The organism is Mycolicibacterium septicum DSM 44393, assembly GCF_000455325.1.
In the GTDB taxonomy this organism is placed as follows: Bacteria; Actinomycetota; Actinomycetes; order Mycobacteriales; family Mycobacteriaceae; genus Mycobacterium; species Mycobacterium septicum.
On record NZ_HG322953.1, the window covers coordinates 428,966 to 450,510 of the forward strand.

Annotated in this window: 17 protein-coding genes; 5 read left to right on the forward strand and 12 right to left on the reverse strand. The window is 67.5% G+C overall.

Annotated elements, in window-relative coordinates; genetic code table 11:
• Positions 1-58 precede the first annotated feature (58 nt).
• Genes TX88_RS28925 through TX88_RS28935 form a run of 3 tightly spaced genes read left to right on the forward strand, consistent with a single transcriptional unit; the run spans position 59 to position 3,780 of the window.
• Entirely contained in the window at positions 59-1,546 is a 1,488-nt protein-coding gene (locus tag TX88_RS28925; RefSeq protein ID WP_044522970.1) for an APC family permease, read from the forward strand.
• Positions 1,543-2,544 (forward strand): GNAT family N-acetyltransferase, encoded by a 1,002-nt coding sequence (locus tag TX88_RS28930; protein WP_044522973.1) that lies wholly within the window; start codon positions 1,543-1,545, stop codon positions 2,542-2,544. Before TX88_RS28925 ends, TX88_RS28930 begins: the two co-directional genes overlap by 4 nt.
• Positions 2,545-3,780: an acyl-CoA dehydrogenase family protein gene (locus TX88_RS28935; RefSeq protein ID WP_044522976.1), complete on the forward strand. Its 1,236-nt coding sequence runs from the start codon at positions 2,545-2,547 to the stop codon at positions 3,778-3,780.
• 10 nt (positions 3,781-3,790) lie between these two features.
• Here the strand turns inward: TX88_RS28935 and TX88_RS28940 are convergent, their stop codons facing one another.
• Positions 3,791-4,705 carry a zinc-binding dehydrogenase gene (locus TX88_RS28940; RefSeq protein ID WP_044522979.1) on the reverse strand — a complete coding sequence of 305 codons (915 nt, stop codon included), beginning with the start codon at positions 4,703-4,705 and terminating at the stop codon, positions 3,791-3,793.
• Positions 4,706-4,759: 54 nt separating this feature from the next.
• On the opposite strand from TX88_RS28940, the gene TX88_RS28945 reads away from it, so the two are divergent.
• Entirely contained in the window at positions 4,760-5,305 is a 546-nt protein-coding gene (locus TX88_RS28945) for a class I SAM-dependent methyltransferase (RefSeq protein ID WP_044522981.1), read from the forward strand.
• Positions 5,306-5,338: 33 nt separating this feature from the next.
• On the opposite strand, the gene TX88_RS28950 is transcribed toward TX88_RS28945, so the two are convergent.
• The 10 genes from TX88_RS28950 to TX88_RS28995 form a co-directional block, all read right to left on the reverse strand.
• The gene (locus tag TX88_RS28950) at positions 5,339-7,108 is read right to left on the reverse strand and encodes an ABC transporter substrate-binding protein (protein WP_044522984.1); all 1,770 of its coding nucleotides are present in this window, start codon (positions 7,106-7,108) and stop codon (positions 5,339-5,341) included.
• A gap of 27 nt (positions 7,109-7,135) precedes the next feature.
• The gene (locus TX88_RS28955; RefSeq protein ID WP_244438700.1) at positions 7,136-8,131 is read right to left on the reverse strand and encodes an ABC transporter permease; all 996 of its coding nucleotides are present in this window, start codon (positions 8,129-8,131) and stop codon (positions 7,136-7,138) included.
• Between the two features lie 5 nt (positions 8,132-8,136).
• A complete protein-coding gene (locus tag TX88_RS28960) occupies positions 8,137-9,078 on the reverse strand; it encodes an ABC transporter permease (RefSeq protein ID WP_044522991.1) in 942 nt (313 codons plus the stop codon).
• A complete protein-coding gene (locus tag TX88_RS28965; RefSeq protein WP_044522993.1) occupies positions 9,075-10,709 on the reverse strand; it encodes a dipeptide ABC transporter ATP-binding protein in 1,635 nt (544 codons plus the stop codon). Before TX88_RS28965 ends, TX88_RS28960 begins: the two co-directional genes overlap by 4 nt.
• Positions 10,710-10,814: 105 nt before the next feature.
• Positions 10,815-12,041: a GNAT family N-acetyltransferase gene (locus TX88_RS28970; protein ID WP_044522997.1), complete on the reverse strand. Its 1,227-nt coding sequence runs from the start codon at positions 12,039-12,041 to the stop codon at positions 10,815-10,817.
• Positions 12,038-13,144, reverse strand: coding sequence for an LLM class flavin-dependent oxidoreductase (locus TX88_RS28975; protein WP_044522998.1), 1,107 nt, complete (start codon positions 13,142-13,144; stop codon positions 12,038-12,040). The genes TX88_RS28970 and TX88_RS28975 overlap by 4 nt, the downstream gene beginning before the upstream one ends.
• A gap of 59 nt (positions 13,145-13,203) precedes the next feature.
• Positions 13,204-14,565: an LLM class flavin-dependent oxidoreductase gene (locus TX88_RS28980; RefSeq protein ID WP_044524220.1), complete on the reverse strand. Its 1,362-nt coding sequence runs from the start codon at positions 14,563-14,565 to the stop codon at positions 13,204-13,206.
• A gap of 50 nt (positions 14,566-14,615) precedes the next feature.
• Positions 14,616-14,897: an ANTAR domain-containing protein gene (locus tag TX88_RS28985; protein WP_044523000.1), complete on the reverse strand. Its 282-nt coding sequence runs from the start codon at positions 14,895-14,897 to the stop codon at positions 14,616-14,618.
• A 127-nt stretch (positions 14,898-15,024) separates the two neighbouring features.
• Positions 15,025-16,851 carry a family 2A encapsulin nanocompartment cargo protein cysteine desulfurase gene (locus tag TX88_RS28990; protein ID WP_044523005.1) on the reverse strand — a complete coding sequence of 609 codons (1,827 nt, stop codon included), beginning with the start codon at positions 16,849-16,851 and terminating at the stop codon, positions 15,025-15,027.
• Entirely contained in the window at positions 16,838-17,761 is a 924-nt protein-coding gene (locus TX88_RS28995; protein WP_044523008.1) for a family 2A encapsulin nanocompartment shell protein, read from the reverse strand. Before TX88_RS28995 ends, TX88_RS28990 begins: the two co-directional genes overlap by 14 nt.
• 422 nt (positions 17,762-18,183) lie before the next feature.
• Between TX88_RS28995 and TX88_RS29000 the strand changes: the two genes are divergently transcribed.
• Entirely contained in the window at positions 18,184-19,386 is a 1,203-nt protein-coding gene (locus tag TX88_RS29000; protein ID WP_049925558.1) for a thioester domain-containing protein, read from the forward strand.
• Positions 19,387-19,417: 31 nt separating this feature from the next.
• On the opposite strand, the gene TX88_RS29005 is transcribed toward TX88_RS29000, so the two are convergent.
• Positions 19,418-21,448, reverse strand: coding sequence for a glycoside hydrolase family 15 protein (locus TX88_RS29005; protein WP_044523013.1), 2,031 nt, complete (start codon positions 21,446-21,448; stop codon positions 19,418-19,420).
• Positions 21,449-21,545: the final 97 nt, after the last annotated feature.

The following is a 21,545-nucleotide window of genomic DNA, read 5'->3' on the forward strand; positions in this document are numbered from 1 at the left end:
TCAACCACCCGTACCGGTTCACGGACGGGAGGCGTCGCGGTCAGAAAGGGACATTGCCGTGACTACTACAGACGATCCGAATACGCAGCCGACGACGGAGGCCGGAGGCCGCACGCTGATCGCGGCGGAGTCGACGGGGCTGGAATCGGGGGCGCTCGGCCCGTGGGGCGTGTTCGCCCAGGGCCTGGCGGCCGCCGCACCCAGCGTGGCCCTGGCCGTCGTGCCGTTCTCGCTGTTCGTGGCGGCGGGCAAGGGTGCGGCGTGGGCCGCGGTGATCGGCCTGTCCATCGTGGTGCTGGTCGCCATCACGATCAGTTTCCAGGCCAAGCGCACGGTGTCCTCCGGATCGCTGGGCACCTACACGGGTAACGGTCTGGGCCCCGGCTTCGCCTTCGCCGCCGGGTTCAGCCTGCTGTTCGGCTACATCGGTTTCGCGACCACCGGCACCCTCGGCGGGGTGCTCTACCTCGATGCGTTCCTGGAGTCGATCGGCCTTGGATCCCAAGCGGTCTGGTTCCGCCTGCTGCTGGTGATCGTGGTGGTCGGCGTCGCGGTGTACCTGCCGTATCGCGGGGTTTCACTGGCCGCCAAATACGAACTGGCCTTCGAATTGCTCGCCATCGCGTCGATCCTGGTGATCATCGTGGCTTCCTACATCGGCTACGGGTTCCGCATCGACTGGGAGCAGTGGAACCCCCAGCACCTCGGGTCGAGTGCGACGTTCATCGCGGCGGTCACCGCGGTGGGTTCGTACGCCGGGTTCGAAAGCGTCGCCTCGCTCGGGGCCGAGGCCAAGGACGCCCACCGCAATATCGCCAGATCCCTTCTGCGCGTCGTGATCCTGATCGGCGCCCTCTACATCTTCGCGACATACCCGCAGATCCTGCACTTCGGTGAGATCGACGGGGACAAGGCGGTGCTGCCGCAGCTGGCCACCAGTGTCGGGGTGGAGTGGGTGAACCAGGTCGTCAGCGGTGCCGTTGCGATCGCGTTCATCGTGTTCGTCACCGCGGTCACCACCGCCGCCGCGCGCTCGCTGTTCACCTTCGCCCACGAAGGCGCCCTTCCGCACGTGTTCACCAAGGTGCACCCGACGTACAAGACGCCGTGGGCGGGGGTGGTGTTCGTCGGGATCCTTGCCCTCGCGTTCTCGATCACGGCCACGTTCAGCTCCGCGGGCCGGCTGGTGTTCGACGTGTACGGCGGCTACGTGGCCAACTGGGGCTTCCTGGTGAGCTACCTGCTGGTGGTCATCGCCACACCGATCTGGCTTCGCAAGATCGGTGCCCTGACCCCGCGGCGGCTCGCCGTCGCGGTCGCGGCCACCATCGGCCTCGGCTATGTGATCGTCAGCAACTTCTACCCGGTGCCCGAGTTCCCGTTCAACATCCTGCCTTTCGTGTTCGGTGCAATTCTGCTGGCCGGGCTGTCCTGGTATTGGTACCTCAAGCGGACCCGTCCTGAGGTGGCCAACCGGATCGGCACCATCCAGAGCGTCTCGCCCGAGGAGCAGCAGCGGTGGATCGATGCGGGCGTGACGCCGTGACACTGATCCATGACACCCCGTCTGCGGCGTCGGATGTCACCGGCTGGACCGTGGCCGAGATAACCCCACGACATCACCCGCTGATCGCCGACTTCCTGGCCACCACACCGGGGCTCGGTGGACGCAAGTTCGCCGCCGATTCCCGCGATATCGCAGAACAACTCGGCGGCGTGTATCCCGGCTCTGCGGTTGTTCTCCTCGACGGGGAAGGTGCAGTGGCCGGATATGCAGCCCTGCACCGGCCGGACGGTGCGGAACCGGAGGTGTTGGGGGACTTCGTATTCGGTCCGCACGCCCCAGCCGATGCGGTGCGGGCGATCGTCGACGGCACGGTCGATCAGTTCGGCCGGGTCGCCGTGCCGGGCGCCTACCTGCGGGTGTTCATCGGTGCCGACCAGGCAGTGACGATCGATGCCCTGCTCGCTCGCGGAGCGCGTCAAGAGCGCCGATTCGCCAGCACCCGAAAGTCGTTGCGCGACGAGGATCCTGTCGCGCTGGCCGAGGCGGGGATCGCGTCGATCACGATCCTGTCGTGGCCGCAGGTCCTGGCGGACGGTCTCGCCGAGCAGGTCCGACAGGTGCAATTCGACACCTTCCGCGAGCATTTCGGAAACATGTCGAAGACTCCGCAGCGCTGGGAATATCACCTGGCCAGCCGGGCGTTCACCCCGGATTTCAGCTTGGCCGCCGTAGATGACGACGGTGTCGTGGTCGGCTACGTGCTCGGTTCCACCTACACCTCGGGAAGCGGTGCGGACGAGATCCGCAGTGCGCACACCGACTACATCGGGGTGCGCGCGGACCGCCGTAAGGCCGGAACCGCGGAGCTACTGCTGCGGAAGCTCTGGCTGGCGGCGCTGCGACGGGGTTTCACCCATGCCTCGCTGGGCACCGACATCGCTAATGCCAGCAATGCCCACCTGCTCTATGCCCGATTGGGGTATCGCACTGTGCGCGACGAGTACGCGTACCGGATCGACGCCGAGGAGAATTCTTAAATGTCGACGGAAGCAACATATCTGAAGCGCCCCTCAGGTTATGACGCCGAATTGCGCTCGGTGTTCGGGCCGATCTTCGAGCGGATCGCCGAAGGGAATCGGCAGCGCGAGGCCGACCGGGTGTTCCCGCACGAGCAGGTGCGCTGGCTGAATGACGCAGGCTTCGGCACCTTGCGGATTCCGGCAGAGCAGGGCGGTTTCGGGGCGTCGCTGGAGCAGACCTTCCTGCTGCTGGCCGATCTCGGGGAGGCCGATGCCAACATCGCCCACATCTGGCGCAACCACCTGGCATTCGTCGAGGACCGGCTCAATGCGCCGGTATCGGAGGACAACACCACCTGGATCAAGCGGTTTCTTGCCGGCGAGTTCGTGGGCGGCGGCTGGACCGAGGCCAACAATCTGACCCTGGCCAATCTGGCCACGACGGTCACCGAACAGGACGGGCACTGGCTGGTGTCCGGTGCGAAATTCTATGCAACCGGCAGTCTTTACGCCGATTGGCTCGACGTTCTGGGCCGCGGTGAGGACGGAGAGCTGTGGACGGCCCTGGTGCGCGCCGATGATCCTGGCGTCACCCTCATCGATGACTGGCGAGGATTCGGCCAGCGCACGACGGGCAGCGGTTCGGCCCGCTACGACCAGGCCCGGGCCGAGCGCGGCAACGTGTTCCCGGCGACCGAACGGTTCACCTATCAGGCGCACTTCTACCAGATCGCCATGCTCGCGGTGCTGACCGGAATCATCAGGGCCGCACAGCGTGACGCCTCGGCGGCATTGTCGGCCCGGAAGCGCAACTATCCGCAGGGACTGGCCGAGGTTCCGTCCGCCGATGCGCAGCTGCTGCAGGTGATCGGCGAGGTGTCGGCCGAGGCGTTCGGCGCCACTGCGGCACTGGGGCAGAGTGCGCGCAGCCTGGATCGGATCGTGGCCGGTCGGCTGGCCGGCAGCGACGGCCAGGCCCGCCAGTTGCTGGTCGACGCCGAGGTGGCCGTCACCCAGGCACAGTTGGTCATCGTGGCCGCGGCACTGCGGGCCACCACCCGCGTGTTCGATGCCCTCGGCGCCTCGGGCGTATCCGAAGAGCTCGGCCTGGACCGGCATTGGCGCAACGCCCGAACGCTGGCATCGCACAACCCGGTCGTCTACAAGGCGCGCATCCTCGGCGACTGGTTCATCAACGGCAAGGACCCGGTGGCCGATCTGGTGTCACGGGGACGAGGCGGCCAGGGCAACTGAGCCCGCCGGGTCAGGCGACCTGCAGCACCGCTTTGCCTGCGACCTTGCGACCCAACAGCGCGAGGGCGGCGTCGGCGGTGTTCTCCCATGAGTCCCGCAGGCCGATCTGCGGATCGAGTTCGCCGTCGGCCAACAGGGTCAGCAGGTAACGCAGGTCGTCCTGGAACGGTGCCCGAACGGTGAACGGCTCCAACCGCTTCCGGTTGCCGGTCCGCCGTTCCTGTTCGAAGTTGATCGTGGTGGGCTCGTTGGAGGCCATCCCGATGGACTGCACCGAGCCACCGTCGGACAGCAGGCTGAAGGCCTGTGCCAGGAGTTTCCCGCCGACGTTGTCGAGCACGCCGAACACCGGCTCGGTCACCGCGTCGAGCCCGACCACCACTTCGGCCGCGCCCAGTTCCTCGAGACCCTCACCGCGCGGGGCGCTGCCGACCGCGGCCACGACGTGGGCGCCGGCCCGGGCGGCCAGTTGCACGGCGAACCGGCCGACACCTCCGGATGCGCCGGTGATCAATACCCGGCGGCCGACGACCGGACCGAGGGCTCGCAACGCCTGCAGCGCGGTCACCCCGGCAACCGGCAGCGCGGCAGCCTCCTCGAACTCGACGAACTCGGGTAACTCCGCCAGATTGTCGGTCGCCACGACGCGTCGTTCGGCCCAGCCGGCCTCACCGCTGAAGCCGACCACCCGGGCGCCGACCGGCGGTCCGGAGCCGTCGGCCGCGGCCCGGGCGACCACGCCGGCACTGTCCCAGCCGGGAACTTCGCCAGGACGGCGCATCTGGTCGATGAAGTGCAGCTCACCGAAGTTCAGCGCAATCGCGCGCACCTCGATCAGGGCCTGCGATTCGGTGACCGAAGGCTCGGCCACCTCGTCGAACCGGAGATTGGCAGGAGCGTGCGGGTCGTAGACGAGGGCTCGCATGAACGGGCTAACCCCGGAGGGTGTTCCGCTATTCCCTCCCATAGGGTGGCCCACGTGAGCGAGAAGGACCGCGTCCGCTGGGACGCGGCCTATGCCGACCGGGACCCGGACGCGGGGCCGGCGCTGCCGCAGGTGTTCGCCGGCCACGCCGGCTTGTTTCCGATGAGCGGCTCGGCCCTCGACGTCGCGTGCGGAACCGGCCGGGCCGCGCTGTGGCTGGCCCGGCGCGGACTACGCGTACAGGGTCTCGACGTATCCGCCGTGGCGATCGCCCAGGCGAGGGAGTCGGCCGTCCGCCACGGAGTGGCAGAGCGCTGCCGTTTCGATGTCGCCGATCTCGACGAGGGTCTCCCGGCCGGACCGCCCGTCGACGTGGTTTTGTGCCATCGCTTCCGCGAACCCGGGCTCTACCCGGCCCTGGCAGCGCGGCTGCGGCCGGGCGGTCTGCTGGCCATCTGTGTGCTGAGCGAGGTGGGCGCCGCACCCGGAAGGTTCCGCGCCGTACCCGGTGAACTGCGCACCCAGTTCCCCGGGTTGCAGGCGATCGCCGAGCAGGAAGGGGACGGCGAAGCCTGGCTGCTGGCGCGCGCCGCCGGTTGAGGCCGGCGCGAGTCAGGCCCGCCGCCCCCGATCTCAACCGTTGACCGAGATGTTCGTGATGTCGGCGTTGTTCCCCAGCGACTGCCAGGTCCAGTTGGTCACCCGCTCGGAGGTCGGGATCGTCTTGACCCGTTCGATCAGCGGGAACCACGCGAGATCGGCGGTGGCGATCTTGTTGGCCTGCTTCCAGTCCGCTGCCGGGTCGGGCGCGGCGAATGCCCGCGCGACCGCGGCATTGAGCTGCGGATTGTTATAGGTCACGCCGTTCCAGGTGCCTCCCGGAGCGAAGTCGGAGTTGAGCCAGCCGCCCAGCGTCATCCGGGCGCTGTTGCCCTGCCAGTCCGGGGTCCAGTTCGTGATGGCCAGATCCCACTGATTCAGGTTGGAGCCCTCGGCCAGGTACGAGCGGAAGGCACCCCAGCTGTCGCCGGCGATCGGGACCAGGCGGACGGTGATTCCGGAGCGGGCGAGTGCGGTCTGGACCGAGGTGCCGATCTTCTCGAACTCAGGGGTGTTGCGGTACGCCACGCTGAGGGTGAGGTCCGGGTGGCCGGTTTCGGCGAGCAACGCCCTGGCCTTGTCCGGGTCGCCCTTGTCCTCCGGTGTGGGGTAGGGGTTCTCGTTGTTGTATCCCACGATCGTCGAGGTCAGGATCTCGTTGCTGGGGATCGCCGAGTCGGGGCCGCCCAGCCCCCGGACCACGTCCGCCCGGTTGAGCGAATAGTTCACCGCCTGACGGACTTTGAGGTCCTTGAGCGCGGCCTGCGCCGGCGTCTTGGGGGCGGCCGGATTGTTCCAGCTGATGAACACCGCCGAGCCGCTGGCCGAGGTGTGCAGATGGTCGGGGTCACGCTGTTTGTACTGGGCGATCGCGTTGGCCGGGAAGGCGCGTACATACAGCGCGATGTCGGCCGTGCCGGTCTGTAGCTGCTGGGAAGCCGCGTCGGCCGAGGCGACGGTGGTGTCGAAGACGATCTCGTCGGTGTACGCCTTGCGCGGGTCGCCGTCGGAGTTGTACTCGGGAACCTTGGCCAGGGTGAGTTGCCTGCCCTGGTCGTAGGACTTGATCTGGTACGGGCCGCTGGACACGTAGTTCTTACGGAACTCCAGGCTGTCGGCGAAGTACTTCGAGGTCACCTCCTCGGGCAGCGGCGTGACGAAGTTCAGCGTCAGGATGTCGAGGATGTCGCTGGCCGGAGCGGTCAACGTGAGCTGTAACGTCTTGTCGTCCAACGCCTTGAGGCCACTGATCTCGTGGCTGTCGATGAAATTCTTGACCGCCGCCAGATCGCCGGTCGGTACCTTGGCGAACTCGTCGGCGTACTCCTTGAAACCCGCGAACGTCGCGTTGAAGTAGGTGATCGCGCTGACTTGTGCGTTGGGGTCGGGGAAGCGCTTCACGGCATAGACGAAGTCCCGGGCCGTGATCGGACGGCTGCTCGCCCCCGAGTAGGCGATGTTGTCCCGCAGATGGAAGGTGTAGGTCAGGCGATCGGGACTGATGTCCCAGCTTTCGGCAAGGTCGGGCACCACCTTGGTGTCATCGCCGATACCGTCCTTGCTGCCCGCGTAGGTCACCAGCTGACGCGTCGTCGCCCGGATCACCTGCCAAGATTCTGCCGAGTACGCGATCAACGGGTCGAGCGCGTCGATGTCCTCCACCGACGCGACGTGCAGTGTCCCGCCAAAGAGGCTGTCCGGGTTGGCCGGCGATGCCGACCCGCCCTTGTCGGTGCCGCACGCGGCGACGAGCAGTGCGGTGGTGGCGATCAGTGCGCCCACCACTTTTCGCGGTGTTCTCATGGTGCTCCTTGTTGTGTTGCGGAAGGATCATTTGCCACTGCGGGCATGGGTGATGAGGTCGACGACGAAGGTCGAGACGACGAAGATGACGGCGCCCAGCAGCGTGCACCCGATCACCACCGGGGCGTCGCCGTTGTTGGCCGCGTTGACGGCCAGCCGTCCGACGCCGTCGAGCCCGAATATCTGCTCGGTGATGATCGCCCCGCCGAGGATGGCGGCGAATTCGATGGCGCCGAGGGTCAGAATCGGGTTCAGCGCCGCGGACAACGCGTGGTTGAAATACACACCGTGTGTCCCAACTCCTTTCGCCCGCGCTGTACGGATGTAGTCCTTGTTGGCAACCTCGAGGACCGAGGCCCGCACCACCCGCTGGAACAAACCGACCTCGGCCAGCAGCAGGGTCAGCCAGGGCAGCAGCAGATGCCGCGCCCATTCGGCAGGGGATTCGGTCAGCGCCACGTAACCGCCGCTGGGGAAGAACTTCACCCCGGCCAGCGACAACTGGTAGTACAGGACGAACAGCAGGATGACGCCGGTCACGAAAGTCGGGATGGACAGCAGCACATACGATGTCGCGGAGCTCACCTGGTCGAACAGGCTGCCCGGCCTACGGGCGGCGTAGACCCCCAGCACGATCGACACGGTGATCCAGAGGATCAGTGCGCCGGCCGCCAGGCTGAACGTGACCGGGATCTTCTCCAGGATCAGATCGGTGACGGGCCGCTGCTGGCGATAGGAGTATCCGAGGCTCGGTGGCCAGTTGAGCAATCCGGTCGGAGTGCCCTTGATCTCCGGCCCGCGGACGACGTAGTACCACAGCTGCAGGTACCAGGGATCGTTGAGGCGCAGGCTGTTCGCGATCGCGGCGACCGTCTCCTCGGATGCGTTCTCCGGGGCCAGCATGCGGGCCGGATTCTGGTAGGCGACCCTGGTCAGTCCGAATGTCACGAGTACGACGGCCGACACCGTCAACGCCATCCGCGCCAGCCGCCAGGTGAAATACCGAGTCAAAGTGCTTGTCACCGCTCTCACCGGGCCGACGACGGATCGAAGCGGCTGCGCAACCGGGTGCTCAGGATGTTGAATCCGAGCACCGTGACGAACAGCGCACCGGCGGGTGCGATCAGCATCAACGGCTGGGTCTGATACAGCGCGGAATCCTGCGCGTTGGCGATCATGGTGCCCCAACTCGGAGTCGGTGCCTTGATGCCGACACCGAGATAGGACAGCGACGCTTCCGCCACGATGTTGGTGGGCAGCTGCACTGCCCAGTAGATGATCACGGTCGGGGCGATGTTGGGCAGGATCTCCCGCAGCAGGACGCGCACCGGCGTGCTTCCCGCCCCGATCGCGGCCAGCACGAACGGCTTGGATTTCAGTTCGATCACCGAATTGCGTACCAGGCGCGCGAAATACGTCCACGAGAACAGCGCGATGATGCCGATCACCACGAAGATGGGATCTACCAACGTGGTGCCCGCGGTGCCGCGGTTGAGGGTGACCACGCTCAGCGCGGTGACCAGGAACGGGAAGGCCAGTGCGACGTTGGTGAGCTCGGAGAGCGCTGCGTCCACCCGGCCGCCGAAGTATCCGCCCACGAGGCCGACGGTCACCCCGACCAGCATGGCGATGGTGGTGGCCGGGATACCGATCGCCAGGGAGATCCGCGCGCCGTAGAGCATGCGGACGAAGACATCCCGGCCGCTGCCGTCGGCGCCGAGCAGGAAGCCGTTTCCTCCGGTGATCGGCAGGCCACTGGCGTCGAGCGTCTCGTCGGGGAACTGGTCGTTGGGTCCGTGTCCGACGATGGCGGCCACCACGGGGGCCGAGATCGCAGCCAGAACCACCGCGGTCACCAGCGCCGAGCCGGCGAGCAGGCCCGGATCGGCGAAGTATGTCCGCAGCCCCCGGCGCGCCGGCGACGCCGGCGGGTCTACGGCGATCGGGGAGCGGACCAGCAGTCCGGTCATGACGCCCGTGCCCGCAACCGGGGAACAGCGTCCAACAGCCGGCGGGTGTAGGCCGATTGCGGACTCGCGAACACGTCTGCCGTACTCCCGCTCTCGGCCAGACCCTCGGGGCTCAGCACGATAACCCGGTCCGCTATCGAGGACACCACGCCCAGATCGTGGGTGATGAACAGGAAGGCAGTGTGGTGTTCGCGTGCCAGTTGCTCGACCAGTCCGATGATTTCGGCCTGTGTGGTCACATCGAGAGCCGACAATGCCTCGTCGGCGACGATCAGATCCGGTTCGAGCACCAGTGCTCGTGCGATCGCCACCCGCTGGCGCTGTCCACCGGACAACTCGGCCGGGTGGCGGCTCAGCATCGGTTCCGGCAGTCTGGCCTGATCGGCGGCCCGGCGCACCCGGCCTGCTATCTCGGCGACCGGAACACGGTGTGCCCGCAGCGGTTCGGCCACGGATTCACCGGCGGTCCGGCGCGGGTTGAGGCTGGAGTACGGATCCTGGAAGACCAACTGAACGGCCCGGCGGGTGGTGGCTTCCAGACGCGGCACGCCGTCGTGGACCGAGGTGGGCAATGGCGTTCCAGCAAGGACGATGTCGCCGGAGTCGGCGTACTGCAGGCTGGCCACGATGCGCCCGACGGTCGATTTCCCGGAGCCTGATTCGCCGACGAGACCGACGATCTCACCGCGGTGGACCGTGAAGTCCAGCCCGTCGATCACGGTCGCACGGTCACGCTGTCCGCGCCGGGGATAGCTCTTGCGCAGGTTGCGGACCGCCAGCAGCGGCTCGGCCTGGGCGTGCGTGCCGGACGGTGCCGGCGGCCTGACCGAGTCGATGCTGTGCAGCTGTGACGCGGCGAGCAGAGCGCGGGTGTACTGCTGTTCGGGCCGATGGTAGATCCTGTCCCGCGGACCACTCTCGACCACTCGGCCGTCCTTGACAACCGTTACGGTGTCGGCGATCTCGTGCACCACGCCCAGGTCGTGGCTGACGAACAGTATCGCGGTTCCATGTTCGTGCTGCAATCGTTTGAGCAGTTCCAGGATGCCTTGCTGCACACTGACGTCCAAGGCGGTGGTGGGTTCGTCGGCGATGATGAGGGCCGGGTTCAGCGCGATCGCCATCGCGATCATCGCGCGCTGCCGCATGCCCCCGGAGAACTCGGCGGGGTAGCTGTCGTAGGCATCGGAGGGGTCGGAGATGCCCACGTCGTCGAGCAGTTCCTCGACCCGCTCGCGCCGCTGTGTCCGACCGGTTCGGGTGTGGATCCGCAACACCTCGTCGATCTGGTTGCCGATGGTCTTGAACGGGTGCAGATTGCTCTGCGGATCCTGGAACACGAATCCGATGTCCTTGCCGAGGATCCGGCGGAGATCCTTGTCGGAAACACTCAGCAGATCACGGCCGCCGAATCGCACGGATCCGCTGACCTCTGCTCGCGGGCCGAGCAGGCGGGTCGCCGCCAGTAGCGAAACGCTTTTGCCCGAACCGGATTCACCCACGAGCGCAGCCGTCTGCCCGGAGTCCACCGAGAACGAGAACGACTCGATCGCCCGCACCGCTCGCCGTCCGCTCGCGCGGTTCCCGGTATGGATCGTGACGGCGAGGTCGGCGACGTCAAACAGTGCCATCGTCTGTTCGTGCCTCAGAAGGCGCCGTCGCCGCAATCATGCGAACACTATCGGCCTTCGCCCGCGCGACGGACACCGTTTGGATCAGTACGAAGTTATCGCCGGTCAGAAGAAGATTCCGGTGTGCGGCAGCGCCGGTACCGCGAACAGTCGATCCGCCACGCCCACCGCGTCGCGATCGTTGACCCGCACCAGGCCGGCCAGTGCCAGATCCTGCCAACGGGTGGCCCCGAGCAGTGCGGCGGCGAGCGCCTCGACGTCGGCCTCCAGCTGGGCCGGGCCGTCGGTGGGCACCGCACCGGCCGGCGAGATTCGGTATGTCTGTGAATTCTCCTGTAGCACTGGGTCGTCGATGCGAACGACCACTTCTCCGTCGCCGGTGTAGGTGCGTGCGTCCAGGGCTGCCGACACATCGACCACGCGGAGCCATGTCTCGTCCCTGATGCCGGTGAACCGTGCGGCCCGCCGGTCGGTGAGCAGCCAGGGCAGCGGGTCGTCGACCGGACGCATCGGTAGTACCAGGCGGTCGATCAGGTCGAGGTCGAGCAGGTACCTCAGCAGCCCGAGATAGGCATCGGTGGTGGGAGCGAACAGATCGTCGACCACGACCGTGCGCTGGTCGCTGACGAACCATCCGTCGGTGTCGGCCGGGTGATAGCGCGCGAATCCGGTCTCCGATCCCGGATCGCCGTGGACGGCAACGTAGCTCGGACCTATCGCCGTCTCGGCCCGCAGCCGCTGCGATTGCCACCAGACCGCGGGCCGGTCGATCGATCCGGGCCGCGACGGCCGGTTGGCGGCGTAGATCTGCGACAGCAAGTTCCAGGAGTCCTCCACGTCGATCAGCCGCACCGGCCCGCCCGCGCCGACACCGGCTCGCAGGCGGGCACGCCGGGTCAGCACTTCGACGGCGGCCGAGGAGCTGGCCACGCCGTACCCGAAACGCCCGTAGATGGTGGCCTCGGATGCCCGCAGCGTTGCGACCACCTCACCCCGGCCCCGGATCTGGCGCAGCTGGTGGCTGAGCAGATCGGTGGCGACACCACGCCGGGTGAAGGTCGGTAGAACCCCGACGTGGGTGACGGCCGCATGCCCGACCAGCTTGCCGCCGGGCAGGGTAAGCGTGCTGGTGGCCGAGTCGGTGGTGCCGACCAGTCTGCCGTCGACGAACGCTCCCAGGGTCCGCCCCTGCTCCAGCAGGGTGTGGATCCGTCCGGGCGCCAGGCCGCGCAGCGGAGGGAATCCGACCATCGCGGTGCGGAACAGGTTGAGCGCACCGATCAGGTCGTCCTCGGTATCGAGTACCCGGATGTCGTTGCGTACCGGACTCATACGAGTCCCCTCGCACGCAGGATCGACCCAGCGCCTTCGGCGAACCAGAAGGCTTCTTCGACATGGGGTTGCCCGGACAGGATGAAGTGGTCGATGCCCAGATCGTGGTACTCGCTGATGCGGTCTGCGACCTCGGTGTGACTGCCGACCAGCGCGGTACCCGCACCGCCGCGGACCAGGCCGTAGCCGGCCCACAGGTTGGGGGAGATCTCAAGATCAGCCGTGCTGCCCTCGTGCAGCGCGGTCATCCGCTGTTGTCCCACCGATTCGGTGCGGGCTAGCACCTCTTGAGCCGATCTGATCCGTTCCTCGCTGATCGCGCCCAGCAGCCGCTCGGCATGCGCCCACGCCTGTTCGGAGGTGTCCCGGCTGATCACGTGCAGCCGGATTCCGAACTGCAGGGTCCGGCCGTGAGCCGCCGAACGGGCCCGCAACCGCTGCAGCCGCTCGGCGATCTGAGCCGGCGTCTCGCCCCAGGCCAGGTAGGTGTCGACATACTGGGCGGCGACCTCCTCAGCCGCGGGTGAGGCACCGCCGAAGAAGATCTGCGGCGGATCCCAGTCGCCGAAGTCGATGCGAGCGCCGGAAATTCGGTAGTGCTGCCCGTCGAAGTCGAAGGCGGCTCCCGCTGGGGCGGTGCTGACACCGCGCACCACATCGAGAAACTCGCCGGTTCGCCGATACCGCTCGTCGTGGCCGAGGTGGTCACCGAAGCGGGCTTGTTCCACCGGGTCGCCCCCGGTGACGATGTTCAGCAGGAGCCGTCCACCGGAGATGCGCTGGAAGGTCGCGGCCTGGTGCGCCGCCAGCGTGGGCGAGATGAATCCGGGACGGAACGCCACCAGGAATTTGAGGCGGGTGGTGGCCTGACTCAGCGCCGCCGTGGTGATCCAGGCGTCTTCACACCAGGTCCCGGTGGGCGTCAGTACCGCTTCGAAGCCGAGAAGTTCTGCCGTGCGGGCGACTTCGGTCAGGTAGTCGATAGTCGGTGGCCGGATTCTGCTGGATGACGGGCCGACCGCCAGGTGCGAATCGTCGCCGGACCCGACGATGTCGCGGCTGTCTCCGTTGGTGGGTAGGTACCAGTGCAGGTGAATGCTCATCAGCCTGGCAACGCTGCCACCGGAGCCCGCCGCGGACAACCGATAAACCAGCCGTGAATCTAACCCGTCCGCGTCTGGTGGCTTGCGTCGGCGGACAGGGCATCCCGGTAGCGTGCCGCCGGGTGATCGTCGCGCACCCTGGCCCGCCCGCCGATCCTGCCGCGAAGAGTGGCCGGGGCCGTCGGCCTGGGGCGCACCCGACCGCGCCGGTCCAGCTCGGGCACAACGAGTTCGGCGAAGTCCCGATAGCTCTCCGGATTGACGATGTGGATCAGGTTGATGCCCTGTGTTCCGGTGTCGCGCAACCACTGCTCCAACTGGTCGGCGACCGATAGGGCATCCCCGACCAGGGTGTGGGACCGGCCGAATCCCGCGGCCGGTGCCAGTGCGCGACGCAGGGTCCAGGCCTTGTCGGCGTCGGCGAACATCGACAGCAGCGAGCGGTTCGAATCGGTGTCGTGGTGGCCGATCACGGTGTCGAGGTCCTGCCCGGAGAAATCCACGCCGGTACTAGCCGAGTAGTGTGCCAATGCCCCTTCGACATCGAAATGCCGTTGATAGTCGGCGAGTTTGGCTGCGGCGCCGGCCGCGGTGTCGTCCACCACCACCGACAGCGCGCTGACGAAGCTCAGGGAGTCGGGATCGCGTCCGTGGTGGGCCGCCAGCCCGCGGATGGTTTCGACGTTGCGCCGGATTCCTGGGGCGTCGGCCCCGGCCACGAACACCACTTCGGCGTGTTTGGCGGCGAAGTGCTGGCCGCGCGGCGAGCCGCCGGCTTGCAGGAGCAGCGGGGTGCGTTGCGGGCTCGGTTCGGACAGGTGGGCATCGGGCACGCTGAAGTATCTTCCGCGGTGGCCGATCCCGTGCACTTTGTCCGGATCGGTGTAGACGTTGCGGTCGCGGTCGCGCACCACAGCATCGTCCTCCCAGGATCCCTCCCACAGCTTGTAGGCGACGTCGAGGAACTCGTCCGCGCGCTCGTAGCGCTCGTCGTGGGGAATCTGGGTGTCCAGGCCCAGATTGCGTGCGGCACTGTCGAGTTGGGAGGTAACGATGTTCCAGGCCACTCGGCCGCCGGTGAGATGGTCCAAGGTGGTGAACTTGCGGGCCAGCAGATACGGATGCTCGTAGGTGGTCGACACCGTGACGCCGAATCCGAGATGCGTGGTCCCCGCGGCCAGGGCCGATACCAGTAACAGCGGATCGCTCAGCGGAGATTGAGTGCCCGTCCGCAACGAAGTGGCCGCGCTGCCGCCGTAGGTGTCGAGCAGGCCGACCGCATCGGCGAGGAAGAACGTGTCGAACCGTCCCTCGTCGAGGATGCGTGCCAGCTCGAGCCAATAGGCGATGGTGTTGTAGCGGTGGGTCTGGTCGCGGGGGTGGCGCCACAGGCCGTAGTTGACGTGGGAGACCGCGTCCATCGAGAAACCGTTGAGGATGATCGGCCCGTCGGTGGCCGGCGACGGCGTGGTCACTGGGCAGTGTTGACGGGCACCCGCCGGGCCTGCGCGAGCAGTTCACCCCAGGCATTGAACGCCTCGGCGTATTCGGCCGAGGTGCCCGAGCGGCCACCGGCCAGGTCGACCAACGCCCTTGCGATGCTGCCGATTCCGATGCCGGTGCGCTGCACCACCCGCACCAGCTCGGCGAAGGCCTGATCGGGCGCGCAGCCGCGCAGGGCGACCAGAACACCGATCGCCACGTCGATCTTGATGCGTGAGGTGTCGTCTGCACGGAGGCGGTTGTAGCTCATGGTTCCGATGGTGCCGTGCTCGCAACGGTCGAACCAGAGATCGGCGCACCGTGATTTCTCCTGGCGAGCAGACGTGAAAGTGCCCTAAACCAACTGGTTTAAGGCACTTTCACGTCTGCTCGCGCAGTTAGGCGCTGCCCTCGGCGATCCGGCGCACCGCGTCGATGAACACGTCGATCTCGTCGAAGGTGTTGTAGAACGCGAACGAGGGCCGCACGGTGGCTTCCAGGCCCAGGCGGCGCAGGATCGGCTGGGCGCAATGATGCCCGGCCCGCACCGCGATGCCCTCGGCGTTGAGTGCCTTGCCCACCTCCAGCGGCTCATGCCCGGCCAGCACGAACGACAGCACGCTGGCCTTCTCGTCGGCGGTGCCGACCAATCGCACGCCCGGGATGGCGGCCAGTCGCGGGGTGGCGTACTCCAGCAGGGCGTGCTCGTAGGCCGCGATGCGTTCGATCCCGACCCGCTCCACGTAGCGCAGTGCCTCTCCGAGTCCGACCGCGTCGGCGATGTTGCCGGTGCCGGCCTCGTACTTGTTCGGCGGGCCTTGATACAACGACCGGTCCAGGGTGACATCGGCGATCATGTTGCCGCCGCCCTGCCACGGCGGGGTTTCGGCGAGCACGTCCTCGCGGCCGTACAGGGCACCGATTCCGGTGGGTCCGTAGATCTTGTGGCCGGAGAACACGAAGAAGTCGGCCCCGAGTTCGGCCACGTCGATCGGGATGTGCGGAATGGACTGGGCCCCGTCGATGAGCACTCTGGCGCCGTAGCGGTGCCCGAGCTCGACGATGGTCTTGACCGGGGTCACCGTGCCCAGCGCGTTCGACACCTGTGTGGCGGCAACAAGTTTCGTCCTGGGCCCGAGCAGATCCTCGAACTCACTGAGCAACAGGTTGCCCGCGTCATCCACCGGGGCGACCCTCAGCACCGCGCCGGTCTGCTGTGAGATCAGCTGCCACGGCACGATATTGGCATGGTGCTCGAGGTGGGTGATGACGATCTCGTCACCCGGGCCCAGATGCTTGCCGCCCCACGCGTAGGCCACCAGATTGATCGCCTCGGTGGTGCCGCGGACGAAGATGATCTCCTCGGCCTTCGCCGCTCCGATGAAGCGGCGCACCGATTCCCGCGCGTCCTCGTAGGCATCGGTGGCGCGGGCCGCCAGCTCGTGGGCGGCGCGGTGGATGTTGGAGTTCTCGTGCGCGTAGAAGTACGCCAGCCGGTCGATGACCGACTGGGGCTTCTGGGTGGTGGCCGCATTGTCGAACCAGATCAGCGGTTTGCCGTTGACGGTCTCGCGCAGGATCGGGAAATCCGCGCGGATCGCGTTGACGTCGAAGATCTCGTGGTCGTCTTGGATGACCGGAACCTGCTCGGCTGCAACGGAATCGGTCACAGGAGCCTGCAGGAAGTAGTAGCTCCCCGCATCCTCGGATGGTGCGGGCGATCCCGACCAGCCCAGATCCGGCACCGCGGGGACCGCGCCCGGCCAGGTCGGAGCGGAGCCGCGGGGTGCCGGCGGTGCCGACGGGGGAGCGCTTGCCAGCACGCCGGGCACCGTCGGGACCAGGCCCGCCGGCACCGCGAACGCCTCCAGCCCGCCGATGGGTGCGATGGGACTGGCCGCACCGCCGCGGGGCGCTACCGGGACCACGCCCGGAATGCCCTCCGGCTCAGGTGTGCTCGGTGCCGGCACGAAGACCTCCGGCACCGACACGAATTCGGCCGGAGTGCCCGGATGTGCCAGGCCGGCCGCGGCTGAGCCCGCCGACGCCGCCGAGGTGGTATCCGGTGCCACCCCGCGCGGGGCGACCTGCGTGGCCGAGGGCGGGCTGTCGGGCCCGGGCCGGATGCTGGTCGCGTACAGCTGGGTGGCCAGCGCGGCCAGTTCGGCCGCGCTCACCGGAAGATCGCTTTCGGCGTCTAGCGAGCGGAACTCACTTGTACTCATGGAAGTGGTCCACTCCGACGTCCTCGAGGACCGCCAGCGCGTCGTCGGTGAGCACAGCCAGCGACGAGTACAGGGTCACCAGGTAGGACGCGATCGCCGACCGGTTGATGCCGGTGAAACGCACCGACAGGCCCGGGGCCTGCTCGCCGACCAGGCCCGGCTGGAACAGGCCGACGACGCCCTGACGCTCCTCGCCGGTGCGCACCAGGATGAACTTGGTCTTGCCCTTCTCGACAGGAACCTTGTCCGAGGGCACGATCGGGATGCCGCGCCAGGTGATGAACTGCGCGCCGAACAGGCTGACGACTGGCGGCGGCACGCCGCGGCGGGTGGCCTCGCGGCCGAACGCCGCCACTCCCAGCGGATTGGTCAGGAAGAACGCCGGGGTCTTCCACACCTTGGTGATCAGCGAATCCAGGTCATCGGGGGTGGGCGTGCCGCGCAGGGTCTGGATGGTCTGCTCCGGCGTCACCTGCGACAGCAACCCGTACTCGGGGTTGTTGACCAGCTCGAACTCCTGGCGCTCCTTGATCGTCTCGATGGTCAGCCGCAACTGCTGGGCGACCTGGTCGTGCGGGCTGGAGTACAGGTCCGAGACCCGGGTGTGCACGTCGAGCAGCGTCGAGATCGAGCGCAGCGTGTATTCGCGCGGGCTGGTCTCGTAGTCCACGTAGGTCTCGGGCAGCGGCTCCTCGGTACCCGCGCCTTCCTCCGAGTGGATCGCCACCTGATCGGGGTTGACCACCCGGTTCACCCGGTAGATGCCTGCCTCGACCGGCACCCAGCTCAGCAGGTGCAGCAGGAAACGCGGGGTGATGGTGGACAGCTGGGGAACGGTCTTGGTGGCATTCGCCAGCTGGCGGGCGGCGAGATCGCCGAGTGCCTGTGATTCGTTCTGCGCGGACGTCACTGGGTCCTACCTCCAACCGGTCAATGTGGGTGTGGGCGGCAACGATACGGCCGAATCCTGTCCACGACAGTGTTTAGCGCGGGGACGATTCAAACTCGTCACAAACGTGTGAACTGGGCATTGCTGCCCACTTGCCGTATGGTGGGCTCCATGCAACACGTCGAATCGCTGCGCGTCGCCATCGTGCGCTGCCTCGACGTGCGTTGTTGTTGTTGATTTTCTGACGCCCTCCTCTGCGTCGTCCGCCCGCTTTCTCGCGGTGCGTTGATGCGCGCGTATCCGGCCTTCAAGAAAGTCAACCCGTCATGTCTGTCCTGTCTGTTGCTGATTCCCGCGACGAACTCCCAGTGGATTCCCAGGGGGTGTCCGGCCCGGTCGCCGTGCGCACCCGGATCCGTCCCCGCCGGACCGACCCGGCTCCGATGACGCGGTATCGCGGTGGCACCTACTCGCACACCGTGGACACCGTGGTCTTCACCGACGGCACCTCGGCGCGCACCGATCTGATCAGGCTCAATCCCAACGTCGAGGCCTACTCGCTGGACTTCGCCGGCATCGCGCCCACCCGGCCGTCGCGGTATGAGGCCGCCACCTGGTCGGCGGTGCGCAACCTGCGCGCCCGGTCCTATGAGGCCGAGGTGGACTGGATCGTCCGCAACTCGTTTCCCACCCTCGGCACGGCTGAGCTGAGCCGCCGGGTGCGGGCGGCCGGGGTGCCGCTGGGGTCGGCCAACCTGGCCGAGCACGAGGCGATCGCGGCCACCCAGGCGGCCATCTGGTTGTTCACCAACGGACTGGCGCTGGACAACCGGGCGCGCAACGAACCGGCGCGGGCTTACCCCGATGCCGACGGCATCGTGTTCGACTTCGACGGGGCTCCTCAGTTGGGCGGCTACACGGTCGAATTGGAATCGACCGCCGCGGTGTCGTTGGTGCTGCAGAAGTCGAACGACGGTGTGCTGTGGGAGGACGTGGCGGCCTCGGGACTCAATGTCGCCGCGGGCCGCGGCACGCATCGCAGGACTCTCGGAGTCGGCAGCACGGTGTCCTCGACGCGGCCCGGCCGCGGCCCGCAGGGTTACCGGTACTACCGGCTGGCCGTCCTGTCCGATCGTGACGCGCTGGTTCGGGTCACCGATATCCGGTTCTGGCTCAACGGTTCTGGCGCGTACGCCAACTCCGACCGCGTGGTGCATCTGTACAACTACCTGACCGCCGGGGCCCGGGCGGCCCGGCGCGCCACGACGTCGCCCGCATTGTCGGCCGACGAGGCGGTGGTCGAGGCCGGGCTGATCGGGCCGTTCCGGTTGCGGGCCACCGACAGTGCGGCGCTGGAGGTGTCGCACGGTGCCGTCGTCGATCGCGCCGGCCGGGAACTGAGCGGCGCGGTGCAACCCGGTGACGAGTTCTTTCTGCGGGTGCCCCCGGGCGTCGACCAGGTCACGCTGACCGTGCGCGTCCCCGCCACTCCGGACGGATTCGGCGGGCGCGTGATCACCGGAATCGCCCAGGATGGCGCGAGCGGACTCACCCCGGTGGTACTGGTTACCCCGGCCCAGCTGGAGGTCGAGTTCGACGTCCAGTTCGACGCCGCTTCGACGGACCCGCTGACCCGCAGCGCCTAGCGGCTACATCCGTAGAACGTAGGCCTCCGGCCTACATCGGCGCGTTGGCGGGCTGGAAGACCCCGGAACTGTCGGACTCCTCCTCGGCGCGGATGACGTGCACCACGGCGTTGATCAGGGCCAGGTGGGTGAACGCCTGCGGGAAGTTGCCCAGGTGGCGGCCCGTGCGTGGCTCGATCTCCTCCGCGTACAGATGCAGCGGGCTGGCGAACGACAGCAACCGCTCCAGCAGATGCTTGGCCCGGCTCACCTCGCCGATCTCGACCAAGGCGGACACCAGCCAGAACGAACAGATGGTGAAGGTGCCCTCTTCGCCGGACAGGCCGTCGTCGGTCTCCTCGACCCGGTAGCGCAGCACCAGGCCGTCCTCGGTGAGTTCGTCGGCGATCGCCAGCACCGTGGCCCGCACCCGCGGGTCGTCCGAGGGCAGGAACCGCGTCAGCACCGCCAGCAGCAGCGACGCGTCCAGTGCGTCGTCGCCGTAGCGCTGGGTCAGCACGCCGCGGGAGTCGACCCCGCGAGCCAGGATGTCGGCCTTGATCTCCTCGGCCGTCGCGCGCCACTGCTGCGCGTAGCTCTTCTCGCCCTGCAGTTCGGCCAGCTTCGAACCACGGTCCAATGCCACCCAGCACATGATCTTGCTGGAGGTGAAGTGCTGCGGTTCGCCGCGCACCTCCCAGATGCCCCGGTCGGGCTCCTTCCAGTGCTTGATGGCTTCCTCGACCTGGTTCTTCAGCACCGGCCACAGCGCCTCGGGAATCTGCTCGCGCGACTTGGCGTGCAGGTACACCGAATCGAGCATGGTGCCCCAGATGTCGTGCTGCATCTGGTTGTAGGCGCCGTTGCCGATGCGCACGGGCCGGGCGTTGTCGTATCCCGATAGGTGGTGCAGTTCTTCCTCGACCAGGCTGCGCTCGCCGCCGACCCCGTACATCACCTGCAGCGGGTGCCGTTCGCCGTTGTTGGCGCCGGAGACGTCGGCGATGAACGAGAAGAAATCATCGGCTTCCCGGTCCAGGCCGAGCGTGTACAAACCCCAGAGCGCGAAGGTGGAATCCCGGATCCACGAATAGCGGTAGTCCCAGTTACGTTCGCCGTGAGGGGTTTCCGGCAGCGACGTGGTGGGCGCGGCCAGCAGTGCGCCGGTCGGCGAGTAGGTCAGCCCCTTGAGCGTCAGCGCGCTGCGCTGCAGGTACGACCGCCACGGGTGATCGGGGAAGTCGCCGATGTTGATCCACTGCCGCCATGACTCGCTGGTCTTCCACATCTTCTCGGCGGCCTCTTCGTAGGTCTGAGGGGCCGGGTGCTTGGACCAGCTGAGCGCCACGAACACGTTGTCGCCCTCGGTGAGCCGGGTGCGGGCGCGGGCCTCACGGCCCTCGATGCCGATCCGCAGATTGGTGGTGAGCCGCAGTGTGGGGTGCGAATCCGGGTTGCGGCTGGCGCGGGCGATGGCCTCGCCGTAGGCCGGTCCGGAGTACTCCCACGACGCGCTGACCCGGTGGTAGTCGAACGCCGGCTCGCAGTTCATCACCAGTTCGACGGTGCCGCTGACGCAGCGCACGGTGCGCAACAGGATGTGCTCGGCGTCCCAGTCCATCGGGGTGCGCCGGTGCGTGCGGGAGCGGGTGTCGATGTCGTGCCACGGGCCCATCACCAGCGCGTCGCGCACGATCAGCCAGCCGGTGTGGGTCTGCCAGGTGGTCTCCAGGATGAGGCTGCCCGGCAGGTAGCGCCGCGCCGCCGGAACGGTCACGCCGTACGGACCGAGCCGGAAATGGCCCGCGCTGCGGTCCAGGATCGCGCCGAACACGCTGGGGGAGTCGGGCCGGGGGACACACAGCCACTCCACCGATCCGGCCGAGGAGATCAGGCAGGTGTTCTCGCAGTCGGACAGGAAGCCGTAGTCGGCAATCGGCGGGAACGGGTTCCGCAGAGCCCCGCCGGACGAGTACGGCACCGGGGCGGTGACCGTCAACGGTGCCTCGGGCGCCTTGGGAGTGTCCGATGTCTTGTCGAGTGCCGCGACGACATCCGTGGGCTCGGTGTGTTGCAGAACCATCCGCACATCATCGTGCGTGGATACAGGTGTCGTCTACCCAAGACACGCGTGTCGAATGTTACGGGCGGGACGGGACTAATAACGGGCCCACTTGTCG